The organism is Stieleria sedimenti (assembly GCF_025060895.1).
Lineage (GTDB): Bacteria > Planctomycetota > Planctomycetia > Pirellulales > Pirellulaceae > Stieleria > Stieleria sedimenti.
The window spans coordinates 1-13450 of record NZ_JANZKV010000104.1; the positions used below are offsets into that span (position 1 = coordinate 1).

Genomic DNA, 13450 nt, shown 5'->3' on the forward strand with positions numbered 1-13450 from the left:
GGTGATTCCTAGGCGGGTTGCTCCTCCGCAGAGCCCGTCTCCGCTACAGCTGGCTTCGCCATCAGACCGAACAGAACCATCGGACATCGCAGTCATCCCTCAAAAAACCTTCCCCGTGTATCCGAGAGCAGCCACTAAATTCGCGGAAGAACCCCTTTTGTTAAAGAAAAACAACTCGGACCACACGACGCGAGTGACGGGGGAGTCATGCGGCTGTGGATCACTCAATGGGCCACAAGAGATCAAGACGCCTGTCGCACTAAAACGCTGACGACCTTCGGCCAGTAGCTTCAAGAAGCTGGCGGCAGCTTTACGGTTGCGGATTCCTCGCAATTCCGGCCCACCGCGACCGCAGGTCAACCGTCGTAGCTGTCGACAATTCGATGAAGTTTAACGGCAACGAGCAAGGCCCAAATACGGACAAGCGGAGGAACGCGAAAGACGACAAGACCGGCGATTTCGGATAGAGACTTCAACACAGCCGTACGAATGCGCCTTGAGTCTCGCGAGATAACGGCGACCGCGAGCGGGCCCGGCCAATTTTGGTTTCCAATCGCGATCGCGTCATGCCGGGTTCCGATGCCCGGCATGGTTAGACGCATCCTCAGAAAAACCATTCATGTAATGCGACCGCTCGACCAGTCTCTGAATCGACAGCGATCAAGTAGAGGTCAACGTATTCAATGTGCCGTACGCCGTACCCAGGCGTCGCGTACCAGTCGCATTTCGCCCAGTTAAAGGAAGGCCAACCATACGGTAAATTGTCAATCAGTATTGAGTCGTCGATTCTTCACGCCGCGAAAAACCATATACACAGAAAGGGCCATCATGCACGGCGCGACACCAAATGCCAGGAATTGCGCAGTGCGTGGGGTGATCGAAAGATGGAACAGGTAGAGTTCTGGGTCATAGGTTGCGTATCGACGGCCGGAAACCATCCGGCGGTTCATCTCGCTGGTTACGTAAACCAATCCTAGTCCAGCAACGACGAATCCGACCAGCGCAGCCACGGTAGCGACCACAAAGTGCGGCGTCGTGCTCCGACGTTTTGATATCGATTGCGTTGAGGGCTCGTAGGGATTCACGAATGCATTTGCTTCAGTCGGACTACGTCATCGATCACACGGCGGCGGCCAGCGATCACCTGCTTCAAACAACTTGGCTTTGCCGCTCTTTGTGTATCGCATTGGTCGGCCAGGATGGCGAAAGTGCAGCCGCGCTGAGTTCATGATACCATATCGGGAGCTCGACCCTGTGCCACCGTTGGGGGAACACCCGTTATGCTTCGATTCACATCCGGCCAAGCGTTTGCCAATTGCAGCGGTTTTCGACGACGAAGTTTTCTTTGCGCCGGCGCCAGCGGGATCGCAGGGCTGACCCTCCCCGACGTGCTCGCCGCGGACGCACAATCATCAAGCAGTTCGTCGCGAAAATCGGTCATCATCATTCATCTCGACGGTGGTCCGCCGCAGATGGATTTGATCGATCCCAAACCGGACGCCCCGTCGGAGTTGCGTAGCCCGTTTGCACCGATCGGGACGAAGGTTCCCGGAGTCGGTCTGACGGAGTTGATGCCACGCTGCGCGGGAATTGCGGACCAGTTGGTATTTCTGCGGTCGTTGGTTGGGGCGGATGGGAAACACCACGCGTTTCAATGCCAGAGTGGTTACAAGGAAACGGTGCTGCAATCGATCGGCGGCCGGCCGGCACTGGGCTGCGTCGTCAACCACTTGCTGGGTTCGCCGGAAGATCAGGTGCCCAATTTTGTTGATCTGATGCAGGGGCGGCCATTGGTTCGCAACAGCGCGCGGCCCGGATTCTTGGGGCCGAGTGTCAAACCGTTTCGACCGGACATCTCGGATCGATTCAGTCGCGAGCTTGAGGAGGGCATGAAAGGCGAATTGGCTCGGTTGGGCGACGGCCACAAAACAGAACTCAAGTTGATCAAGGAGTTGCCGGTCGATCGGATCGATGATCGCCTTGCACTCCTGAAGCGTCTGGATCAGTTCAATCGTGCGCTCGACGATTCGGGTGAAATGGAAGCGATGGATCATTTCACGAGGCAGGCGTACACGATCTTGACTTCGGGATCATTTGCCGGTGCGATGGATTTGGACCAGGAAGATCCCCGCGTGATCGAACACTACACGCCAAAGTTGCCCGCCGGCGGAACACAGTCCTACACCAGCGAAGGCCCCGAGGCGGCGCTGAAGTTCCTGCTGGCGCGGCGGTTGGTCGAAGCCGGCGTGCGTGTCGTCAGCATTTCGCTCAGCGATTTCGATACCCACTCGGACAACAACGATCGGATGAAACAACTCGGTCCACTGTTCGACTTCGGGTTTCACGCCTTGGTCACGGATCTGCAGTCGCGCGGCATGCTGGACGACGTCACCGTGCTGGCTTGGGGCGAGTTCGGTCGCACACCGAAGATCAACGCCAAGGGCGGACGCGATCACTGGCCTCGGCTGTCGATGGGGATGATGGCTGGAGGCGGCATGCCCGGCGGCGTCGTTCTGGGACAAACCGACAAGGTCGCCGGTGAAGCGACCGATCGACCGGTCGACTACACCGACATCGTCGCAACGCTTTATCACCAGTTGGGCATCGATCCCGGACGCATGATTCACGATCGATCCGGCCGCCCCCATGTTCTGATGGATCACGGCGAAGTGATCCGCGAGTTGATCTAGATATCAGTGGGATAGGCTTCCAGCCTGTCGACGCTCGACGAGCCTGGAAGCCTATCCCACTGTGACGATCCAACACTTCTTTCCTATCGACTGCTTAATCGACAAAGGTTTTTGCGCGATGCGTTTTGTCTTGGCTCTCTTGATCGGTTTGTTCGTTTCCATTCCCAATGCCAAGACAGCGAACGAGATGGACGCCGACGTGTTGATCGTCGGCGGGACCGAATCGGGCTGGGCGGCGGCGATCCAAGCCGCACGATTGGGGATCAAGAAAATCGTCATCGTGCACGACGGACGCTGGCTGGGCGGTCAATTCACCGAGCAAGCACTGGCTTGTGTCGATGAAAACAAGGGCGTCGGCAAAGTCGGCTGGGGCGTGGACTGGCATCCGATGAAGCGTTCTTTCCACCGCTTCGGTCTGTTCAAAGAGTTGATGGATGGGATCGAGGCGTTCAACACGGCAAAGTATGGTTCCCCGATGCCGGGGTTGCCCCATCACGGGCCGTCGACGTTTCGCCCGGCGGAAGCGGAGGCCATCTTTCGCGAAATGTTGCGTCCCTATTTGCAGACCGGCCAAGTGGTGCTGGTGACCGATCGCTATCCGGTCAAAGCCGACGTCGATCGGTCGGCGGAAATTCCCAAGTTGACGGGTTTGTGGTTTTCCCTTGTCGATGGTTCCGAAGCGGATTTGCACGTCCGTGCGAAGATCACCATCGACGCTTCGGATTGGGGCGATGCGATCCAAGTGTCAGGGGCCGCGTTCGAATACGGCCCGGATCCGCCGTCACGTTACGGCGAGCCGAGCGCTCCGGAGAACGCGCCGACCAATGAAATGAACCCGATCACCTGGGCGATGATCGTTGCGGAATCCGATCAGGAGACACCGATCGCAAAGCCACCGCGTTTCGACGATCGGAACTATCCCCGCGCCACGCATTTCAGTTTGAACGAATTTCGCGACCTGGATTGGGACGTCAAGAAAGTGGGACTGGGCGCCATCCGGCATTGGCCCGATGCCGGTGAGACTTCGAAGCGGCAGTTGACCGTCTACTCGGTTCGCCGCATCGTCGAAGGCCGAACCAGTCGCGACGGGAAAACCGCGATCCTGCTCAACTACATGAACGGCCAGGATTATCCGCTGGAACGATTGCCGGCCCACGTCGCCGATGCACTCGACGCCACCGAACCCGACGCGTCACAGAAGAACATCGTGATTCTGTCGCGGGCACAGCGTGAGATCATCTTTCGCGATGCCAAACAACACGCACTCGGTGTGCTGTATCACCTGCAGAACTTTGTTCATGATCGCGCGCCCGACCAAACCAACTCGTTTCGTCGGTTTCATCTGAGCGACGAATTCGGAACACCAGACAGGTTGCCGCCCAAGCCCTACATCCGCGAATCGCTGCGTTTGAAAGCGATGTACATGATGCGTGAGCAAGATGGTCGTAATCGTGACGGCGAAACGAAAACCAAGGCGACCCCACGTTTTGCCGCCGTGATGTATCCCGACGGTTTGTTTGCCTGGCAATTTCACTACGACTTTCACCGCACCGGGCGGACGTATTTGATCAGCGAAAATGCTGGCGGGAAAGGAAATCAGGGACCTTGGATTGATTATCACAAACCGCTGCGACACACCAATTTCTTGAGTGACCGCAGCGTGTTTCCGCTGCGCAGTTTGGTTCCCGAACGATTCGACGGGCTATTGGGGGCGCAGGGCAATCTTGGGTTCAGCAGCATCGTCAGCGCCGCAATCCGATTGCATGATCAACGAATTCACATCGGTCAGGCGGCTGGTGCGACGGCCGCGGTCGCACTCGATGCTGGTGTTTCGCCACGACAGATCCCGTACGATCGAGCGCTACTGGAATCCGTTCGACACGGGCTGTGCGGCCAAGTCGACACCGCGACTCCGATTCTGCTGTGGCCGTTTCGCGACTTGGATTCGGCGCATCCGGCATTTGTCGCGATCAACCGATTGGCAGCACTGGGACTGCTTCCCCTGGGCATTCGCGACGTCGACTTTCGGCCCGACGATCCGGCGAGCGCAGACTGGATTGCCGAGGTCGTGGCCAAGGTCGAAGGGGCGTCGCTGCCGACGGAGTGGACATCGGGGACACGCGGTGAGTTTTGTCAGGTCTGGTGGACGGTGATTCAACAGCAGGGCTGGGAGGGGTGGGCATTCCAACGTCTCAGCCTGGAAGACGCCGACGACGATGGGATTGCCGATCCGGACGATGCCTTGTTGTTCACGCCCAACGAACCGATCCGGTTTGAAATCGAGCGTCGTGTGCTGTCTGCCGATCGAGATGGTGTGCCGGACAAAACAAGCGTACCGACACAGTCGTTTAATTTTTGCGGCCCCGGTGTCGCTGCGGGCGACGGGTTCGTTGCCGACCATGGGCAACGTTTTGATCGCGAGCGGGGACACGGATGGACGGAAGATCTGAGCCAAAACCATCGCAAACGCAATCGGATCGATGGACCGGGCGACTCGTTTGTGTTCACTCGCGAAACGGCCACCTGGGAGTGTCGTGTTTCCAGTGGGCGTTACCGCATCCGCCTCTGCGTCGGAGATTCGGGGCACGAACAGTCGTCGCAATCGGTGTCCGTCGAAGGGGATCTCTTGATCGACCGGGTCAGCACGCCCGAGGGCGAGTTCATTGAAGTCACAGGCGAGGTTTCGGTCCACGACGGACGGTTGACCGTTGACATCGGTTCCGGCGCCGAGGGTTCCAATACCTGCCTAAATTGGCTGCAAATCGAAGGGCCGCTTTAGCAACGAGCGGAATAGAAGTGCCGGCCTCTTGAAGTGGGATAGGCTTCCAGCCTGTCTGGTCCGCCTCGACGATCCCTGTAAGTGCGCTGTCGGTTTTGTGAGCCGTGGCGCGTAAGCGGCCGGGCACGGCGACGTTGCCCGAGGCCTGACGGCCAGCGGCTCACCATTGACTCAGCAGATCCGGACTAAATCGCCAGCCCACAAGCAGGATTCACCTCGCGCTCCAGTGACACAAACCAGTTACAATTGATGCTCAACGATTCACTTTGATCCTCTCCCTCCACAGACATCCCCTGTCATGAAGTCTCTTTGCACGTTCTTGGTGGTCGCCGCCGGATGGGTCGCCCTGCCGAATTTCTCCGTCGCCGCGGAGCAACCCAACATCATGGTCTTTCTGGTCGATGACATGGGAATGATGGACACGTCCGTTCCCTTTTTGACCGATGAAGCGGGAAATCCGAAACGCTACCCTCTCAACGACTATTACCGCACTCCTGCGATGGAACGGTTGGCCGCGCAAGGCATTCGGTTCAACCAGTTTTACGCGATGAGTGTTTGTTCGCCGACGCGGGTGAGCATCATGACCGGGCAGAATGCGGCTCGGCACCGGACGACCAACTGGATCAACCCGCGGCAGGACAATGCGGGCAAGAATGGCGCACCGAATTGGAATTGGGCAGGACTGAAAGAAGGCGACGTGACGTTGCCGGACGTGCTGCGGGGGCGTGGTTACACCACGATTCACGTCGGCAAGGGACACTTCGGACCGGAAGGACACGAGGGGGCCGAACCGCTGAATTTGGGGTTTGACGTCAACGTGGCCGGTGCCGCGTTTGGTGCCCCGGGCAGCTATTACGCGGAAAAGAATTATGGTGCGGGAACCAAACGCGCCCACCACGCGGTCCCCGGACTGGAAAAGTACCACGGCAGCGACACTTTCTTGACCGAAGCGCTGACGATCGAAGCCAAGCAACGCGTGACCGAAACGGTGGACCAGGACAAGCCGTTCTATTTGTATTTCTCGCACTACGCGGTCCATGCCCCGTTCGATTCCGACCCGCGTTTTGCCGACCACTACAAGGACTCCGGCAAACCCGCCAACGCGCAGGCCTTTGCCACGTTGATCGAAGGCATGGACAAATCGCTCGGCGACATGTTGGACCACCTCAACGAGCTCGGTGTCGCCGAAAACACGCTGGTGTTTTTCTTGGGGGACAACGGCAGCGACGCGCCGCTGGGGCATCAGCACGAGGTCGCTTGTGCCGCACCGCTGCGTGGAAAGAAAGGGGCGCACTACGATGGCGGCATGCGTGTGCCGTTGATCGCCGCGTGGGCAAAGCCGAATCCGGACAACACGCTGCAGCAATCCCTTTCGATCCCCGCCGGCGCGATCCAACACCAAGTCGCTTCGGTCGAGGACTTGTTCCCGACGTTGACGCAGCTCACCGCAGCCGACGTCCCGGAAAGTCACGTCGTCGACGGGGCACCGTTGCAAACGCTGCTGACCGGACAAACCGACGCCGATCGCCCGCAGCAATTCTTGATGCACTATCCGCACGGGCCGCACCGCAGCAACTACTTTACCGTGTGGCGTGACGGGGACTGGAAAGTCATCTATCACGCGTTGCCGGAAACGAAGACCACCGGCGGCTTCCTTCAGTTCAGCGACGGGAACTACGAGCTGTTCAACCTGGCCGACGATCCGTTTGAGTCGACCAATCTGGCCAAGTCTCGGCCCCAGGTGCTCCAACGCATGATGCAAGGCTTGATCGAGGCGCTCCAGCAGCACGACGCGGTCTACCCGGTCGATGACGCGGGCAACGCGGTGGTTCCGCAATTGCCGTAGTGCGTTTGTGTTCGCGTCCTGCGCTTGTGGTGGACCAGGTCGGCGGAATGGTTTGAGGTGGCAGAATAATATGGGGCAGAATGATGTTCGGATCGCGGTGGCTGAGTCAGACGGCTATCTCATCATTCTGCCAGCCCATTGTTCTGCCAGTCCCGGTGCGACGTGGAGAATCGCAAGCTGGAAGCTTACCGGCCTGTCGATTTGATCCGATCACACATGGGATCAGCCGTTTCGCGCGAGCGTACGGGCCTGTAGCACGAAGAAAACACACCAGGGCCCGTAGGCTCGCGTCAAACGGCTGATTAAATCGACAGGCCGTCACGCCGCTGGGGGTCGCAAGCTGGAAGCTTACGCCACTGGGGGGCTTACGCCACTTTGGGGTCGATTTGGTGGAGCTGTTTGGATTCGAGTTCGGCGTAACAGTCTGGCAGGTCGAAGCGGGAGAGCACATCGGGTAACAAGGTCGCCAGCGGCCAGTCGTAGTGCTTGCTTTCGGCGATCGCGGAATACGATGTGAGCGCCTTCTTCAGCGTCACCTGCTTGACGTGGTCGGAAAGGACGGCGGCGAAGGTTGCCGGCAAGGCTCCCCAATCGAGCCCCGCCAGATGGATCTCGGTGTGACCGATCGATGCCAGCCAGTCGAGCACACGCAGCACATCAAACGTTTTCTGCCCCACGTAAGGTCGCCCCAGCATCACGCTGTGGATGGCGTACAGGTAGTCGCTGCCATAAGGACTGTGGAACGTCCCGGGCTGGCTGGTGCCGGGAAGTGATTCGCCGATGCCACGAACGTCGAGCGTGAAGAACGGCGTTTCGGGTTCGGATTGAATCAGTTCACCGATCAGCGGTTCCTCGCGCAGTTCGGCGTCGCTGGACAAGTGTGAAACGTACAAGACGGCGCGTTTACCGGCCCGCGGCGGACGTGAATGCCAGCGCTGGTCGGTCAAGCGATAGACGATCGCATGGATTCCCGGTTCGGTTGCGACGGTGTAACCCATCGCGTACTTCGAAGGGTATCCCTTTGCGTTCAGGTAGCTGAAGTTTCGATAGTCGGGGACTTTTAGGCCATCGAGGTTCAGCTTCAGAACATCGATCAGGGTCGATCGCAGCGATTGTCCTCGCGGGCTGTTCCGTTTCTTCGCGAGCTGCTCTGATTTGTCGCGTGTGAAATCAAAAATCGTGCGGGTGCCCTCCAGTCGTGCGACTTGTCCGTCGGGGGTGCACCACAGCGTTTCGTCTTTCTCGATCTGGATGTCCGGTTCGGCGGTGAAGGGAACGTTTCCCGTCGTGGTCAGCACGCCGTCGAACCGACCGTCGGTTTGTCGGTCGTTCCATCCGACCGCACGGTTGAACCAAGCGTACATGGCTTCGCGGTTTTCTTGCGAGTATCCATGTCCGGTCGGTCCGACAAACAGCGCCACGTTGTCTTCGGCACCGAGCAATTTGTACAGCCGGCGAAGTCGCTCGTACGTCTCTTCCGCTCCTCGAACGTCAAAGAAGTCTTGTTCTTTGGCCAGGATGATGATGGGTTTGGGCGCCATCGCGGCCAGGAAGTCACTGTGGTCCAGTCCCAGCGGGAACACATCCGGCGGGCACTGCTCGGTGTCTTGCGGCAATTCGTTTTCCAAATTGCGTCGGAACGTGGAGACAAAGCACGCCGGTGCTCCCATCGACCAGCGGTCATCCAGCCCACACAACCAGGTCGTCATCGTCCCGCCGCCGGAATTACCGGTCACGCCGATCCGCTGTGGATCGACTTCCGGGCGGGTGGTCAGGTAATCGAGGGCGCGGATTCCGTCCCAGGCGCGCCAGTTGCCAAAAAACTCGCCGACAAGAAACTGTTGGTTGCCCGCGTGCAGGTGTTCACGGACACCGACACCGATTTCCGATTTCAAGTTTTCGTCGGGGTACTGCAAACGCTCGCCCTGTCCGATCGGATCGTAGATCAAACAGACGTAACCGAGTCGCGCCAACCCTTGCGCGAACGCTTGATAAGGCTCGGCGGCCTTGCCGTTGGAGGAGTGTCCGCAGGTTCCGACGACTGCGGGCAGTTTTCCGCTTGCGTCGTTGGGAATGTAGAGGTTTGCCGTGACAGGAAATCCAGGACGGCTTTCGAAGATCACGTTTTCGATTCGATAGGTATCGCGGTGGACGGTTCCTGTGACGCGGGCGTTCAGTGGTGTTTTGTCCGGATTGGGGCCGAAGGACTGGCGACACTTCGCTTGAACCGATTCAACATAACGCCGTGCATCCTGTTCGGTCTTCAATCCGTTCAGCGTTCGTCGGTGTTCGTTTTCAAACTGTCGCAACTGGTGAACAAAGAATTCCTGAATCATTCGCGGGAATCGATTCCGGGGGGCGAGCTCATCCGCTGCAAACGCCGTCGCCTGATACAACGATCCGATCATTGGCAGCGTGAGGGAATGCCCGGCGACGGTTTTGATCGCGTGGCGACGAGAAAAAGAGAAACGCGGTGGTTGATCGGGTCGGAATCGCGAATCGTTCATGGAGGGCAGCTCTGAGGGAAGGGGGTGGGCGATCGGGTAGGTGTCGAATTGACGGGCGAACCGAATCGATTCGAGTATTCGTCGGGGGCATCGTCGTCTATAATGATCAACCCATCCTACAACGAAGAGAGAATCCCGTGTGGCAACTCAGCTTGCCAATCCGGCTTGCTCCTGCCCACCTCAACAGTTTTTTATGGCATCACGATTTGCCCAATCGGTTTGCGCGCCTGTGGTTGTGTTTTCACTGGCAGTTTTCTTTGCAGACCTGTGCGGTTTGGAATCGCCTCTCGTCAGTGCGGAAGACGCACGTGTAGTCGACTCAGGTGACGACGACGCAGGCTCGAAAGAGTTGACCGCTGAGGGTGCCGTCGCGTTTGTGCAATCGTATTGCATCGATTGTCACGTCGGCGACGACGCGGAGTCGGGATTGGACTTGGAAGGATTCGCATCAACGGCGGACGTCGCAAGTTCGATCGAGGCTTGGAACCGAATCGCGACGCGGGTTCATGAAGGCCAGATGCCGCCGTCGGATTCCGAGATACCATCGCAACAAAGCCGCTCGGCATTCGTCCGTTGGATTCGCGAGACGATTTATCAAGCGGTCTGCGACGACGGGGTTCAGCCCGGCGGCCCGATGCTGCGACGACTCAACCGGACCGAATACGCCAACACGGTTCGCGACTTGCTGGGCATTCCCATCAACGCGGGGCACGCATTACCCGACGATGGAGCTGGCGGGGAAGGGTTTGACAACGCGGCTGAGACGCTGTTCATCTCGCCGATCTATGCGGAAAAGTACTTGGACGCGGCACGCTCGGCGATCGGCCACGCCTTAAAAGATCCCGACGATCGAACACGGATCATCACGGCCACGCCGAATGACAAGCGGTCGCCGGAACAAGCCGCCCGCGAAGTGCTCGCCGGATTCCTGCCGCGAGCGTTTCGCCGCCCCGCCAGTGCCGAAGAAATCGAACAATACAGTCAACTGTTCAATCAAGTCTACGAGGAAGACCAGTCCTACATCAGCGCGATCGAGTTCACGTTGGTCGCCGCGATGGTGTCGCCAAAGTTCTTGTTCTTGTTCGAGCAGGCTGCCGAAACCGACGAACCGACACCGGTTTCGCAGTACGAGATGGCATCGCGGCTGTCGTACTTTCTGTGGGCGTCGATGCCGGACGACGAACTGATGCATTTAGCGGCGCAAGGCAAATTGCACGACGACGACGTTTTGGCACAGCAGGTCGCCCGGATGCTACGCAGTGACGTCGACCGCCGCGGGCTGCGACGCGGGGCGAAGGTCCGTGAATTCGCCACCAGTTTTGTCGAACAATGGTTGGGCACGCGGGCGCTCGGACGCGAATTCAAACCCGACAAATCCGTCGCGCTCAAGTACGACTCCGAACTCGAAGGCGGCATGAAGTACGAGCCGATCTTCTTTTTCGAAGACTTGTTGGCCGACAACCGTTCGCTGCTGAACTTGATTGATTCGGATTTTACTTACGTCAATCGAACGCTGGCTCGGCATTACATGGTCAAGGGTGAGTTTCGCGAGCAGCCCAAGAAAGTCGAACTCAGTGAGAAGGACCATCGTGGCGGGTTGCTGGGGATGAGCGCGGTACTGGCCGTTTCGTCGTTCCCGCATCGAACCAGTCCCGTGTTGCGCGGGAAATGGGTGTTGGAAACGCTGCTGGGCACCCCACCACCGCCGGCACCGCCGAATGTGCCGGCCTTGGAAGAAACGGTTGATGCCGCCCAGCCGTCTTCGTTGCGGGAGCGGTTGGAGCGACATCGTTCGGATCCGGTTTGTGCCTCCTGTCACCAAGCGATGGATCCACTCGGTTTCGGACTGGAGAACTATGACGTGCTCGGCCGGTGGCGGACCGTTGCCGATGGCGTCGCGATCGATGCCAGTGGACAGCTTCCCAGCGGCGAGACGTTCAACGGACCGGACGAGTTGAAAGGGCTGTTGATGGATCGCAAAGAGCAATTCATGCGGAATTTGACGTCCAAAATGCTCGGCTATGCTTTGGCTCGCGGGCTCACCAACGAAGACGCCTGCGTGGTCGAGTCGATCACGCGAAAACTCGCCGAAGACGACTACAAAGCACAAACGTTGATTCTGGAGATCGTCAAGAGCGTGCCGTTTCGATACAAGCAGGGTTCGTAGCTTCACTTGTTCCCGGCACGGTACAATCAAAGGGAACATTCACAAAAGGACTAAGCAGATGAACGTCTATTTAGACGACGACACGAATCGTCAGATGCCGCTCTCACGTCGTACGTTGTTGCGTGGTGCGGGGGCGGCTTTAGCGCTACCCTGGCTCGAAGCGATGATGCCCGGCAAGGTTTCGGCCGCCGAATCGGAGGGCAAGGCACCGGAGGACTCGCCGCTGCGGATGGCGGCGTTGTTCGTTCCCAACGGCGTTCGGCAAGACATGTGGACGCCGGAAGCAACCGGCCGCGATTTCGAGTTGACGCCGACCCTGGAGCCCCTGGCTGACGTCAAGGACCAACTCTTGGTGCTGACGAATTTGTGGAACCAGGCCAGTAACTTCGGCGACGGACACTACGTCAAGTGTTCGGGATTTTTGACCTGCACCACGATCAACAAGTCGTTGGGCATCGATCTGAATTGTAACGGACGGTCGATGGATCAGGTGGCTGCCGATTACTCAGGCAAACTGACGCCGCTGCCGTCGCTCGAACTCGGCATCGATCCGGTCACGACCGGCGTCGATACCAACGTCGGGTACACGCGTGTTTATGGATCGCACATCGCCTGGAGCGGTCCGACGAGTCCGCTGGCGCGGGAGTTGAACCCACATTTGGTGTTTGACCGGCTGTTTCGTGCCGGCAACCCCAACAAGGGAGCGGCCCAGCGTGATCGGCTGCTGTTGGACCGTGTCCTGGAAGATGCCGATCAGTTGAAGCATCGACTCGGTGCGGCGGATCGACAGCGGATGGAAGAGTACCTTCAATCGGTCCGCTCGGTCGAGAAACGTTTGCAGAACCAGGACGCCGGCGGAGCCAAACAATGGCAACCGCTGGTCAAGCTGGATCGCCAGAACCGTCCGCCGGAACAACGCCCCGACGCTTATGTCGAGCAGGTTCGGTTGATGTTGGACATGATCGCGTTGGCGTTCCAAACCGACACCACGCGCGTCTGTACCTTCATGTTCGGCAACGCCGTCAGCGGCCGTAATTTCTCGTTCTTGGACGGTGTTTCCGGCGGTCACCACGACACCTCGCACCACCAGAACAACGAAGACAAGCTGCGTCAGTATCAGTTGATCAATCGTTGGCATGTGGAACAGTACGCGTATCTGCTCGGAAAACTTCGCTCGATGAAGGAGCGTGAGGGGACGGTACTGGACAACTCGATGATCTTGTACGGTTCGGGTCTGCGTGACGGGAACAGCCACAATCCGCACAACCTGCCGATTCTGCTGGGCGGCAGCGGCGGCGGGCGGATCGCCACCGGCCAACACCTGTCCTTCGGTCGCGACACGCCACTGGCGAATCTGTATGCCGCGATGTTGAACGCATTTGGAACCGGGCACGAGCGATTCGCCGACAGCACGGGGATTTTGCCGGGTATCTTGGCATAGCCACAAGTGGCGTAAGCTTC

8 protein-coding genes are annotated in these 13450 nt (G+C 58.7%); 6 read left to right on the top strand and 2 right to left on the bottom strand.

All coding sequences use genetic code 11. The features are described from left to right. Positions 1-764: 764 nt before the first annotated feature. Positions 765-1085 carry a hypothetical protein gene (locus NZK35_RS14445; protein ID WP_259633243.1) on the bottom strand — a complete coding sequence of 107 codons (321 nt, stop codon included), beginning with the start codon at positions 1083-1085 and terminating at the stop codon, positions 765-767. 2 nt (positions 1086-1087) lie between these two features. On the opposite strand from NZK35_RS14445, the gene NZK35_RS14450 reads away from it, so the two are divergent. From NZK35_RS14450 to NZK35_RS14465, 4 genes are all read left to right on the top strand, one after another. Continuing rightward, positions 1088-1231 (top strand): hypothetical protein, encoded by a 144-nt coding sequence (locus tag NZK35_RS14450; RefSeq protein ID WP_259633244.1) that lies wholly within the window; start codon positions 1088-1090, stop codon positions 1229-1231. Between the two features lie 49 nt (positions 1232-1280). Continuing rightward, positions 1281-2690, top strand: coding sequence for a DUF1501 domain-containing protein (locus NZK35_RS14455; RefSeq protein ID WP_259633245.1), 1410 nt, complete (start codon positions 1281-1283; stop codon positions 2688-2690). A 118-nt stretch (positions 2691-2808) separates the two neighbouring features. Beyond that, entirely contained in the window at positions 2809-5469 is a 2661-nt protein-coding gene (locus NZK35_RS14460) for an FAD-dependent oxidoreductase (RefSeq protein ID WP_259633246.1), read from the top strand. A gap of 298 nt (positions 5470-5767) precedes the next feature. Next, complete coding sequence (locus NZK35_RS14465) at positions 5768-7315, top strand: sulfatase (RefSeq protein WP_259633247.1); 1548 nt, start codon at positions 5768-5770, stop codon at positions 7313-7315. 365 nt (positions 7316-7680) lie between these two features. Here NZK35_RS14465 and NZK35_RS14470 read toward each other — a convergent pair whose 3' ends face one another. Next, the gene (locus tag NZK35_RS14470; RefSeq protein WP_259633248.1) at positions 7681-9822 is read right to left on the bottom strand and encodes an alpha/beta hydrolase family protein; all 2142 of its coding nucleotides are present in this window, start codon (positions 9820-9822) and stop codon (positions 7681-7683) included. 193 nt (positions 9823-10015) lie between these two features. Between NZK35_RS14470 and NZK35_RS14475 the strand changes: the two genes are divergently transcribed. Beyond that, positions 10016-11989 (top strand): DUF1592 domain-containing protein, encoded by a 1974-nt coding sequence (locus NZK35_RS14475; protein WP_259633249.1) that lies wholly within the window; start codon positions 10016-10018, stop codon positions 11987-11989. Positions 11990-12047: 58 nt separating this feature from the next. Further along, positions 12048-13430, top strand: coding sequence for a DUF1552 domain-containing protein (locus NZK35_RS14480; RefSeq protein ID WP_259633250.1), 1383 nt, complete (start codon positions 12048-12050; stop codon positions 13428-13430). Positions 13431-13450: the final 20 nt, after the last annotated feature.

Coding starts and splice junctions, on each gene's coding strand:
- NZK35_RS14450 (WP_259633244.1), top strand. CDS start 1,088: ATGCATTTGCTTCAGTCGGACTACGTCATCGATCACACGGCGGCGGCC.
- NZK35_RS14455 (WP_259633245.1), top strand. CDS start 1,281: ATGCTTCGATTCACATCCGGCCAAGCGTTTGCCAATTGCAGCGGTTTT.
- NZK35_RS14460 (WP_259633246.1), top strand. CDS start 2,809: ATGCGTTTTGTCTTGGCTCTCTTGATCGGTTTGTTCGTTTCCATTCCC.
- NZK35_RS14465 (WP_259633247.1), top strand. CDS start 5,768: ATGAAGTCTCTTTGCACGTTCTTGGTGGTCGCCGCCGGATGGGTCGCC.
- NZK35_RS14470 (WP_259633248.1), bottom strand. CDS start 9,822: ATGAACGATTCGCGATTCCGACCCGATCAACCACCGCGTTTCTCTTTT.
- NZK35_RS14475 (WP_259633249.1), top strand. CDS start 10,016: ATGGCATCACGATTTGCCCAATCGGTTTGCGCGCCTGTGGTTGTGTTT.
- NZK35_RS14480 (WP_259633250.1), top strand. CDS start 12,048: ATGAACGTCTATTTAGACGACGACACGAATCGTCAGATGCCGCTCTCA.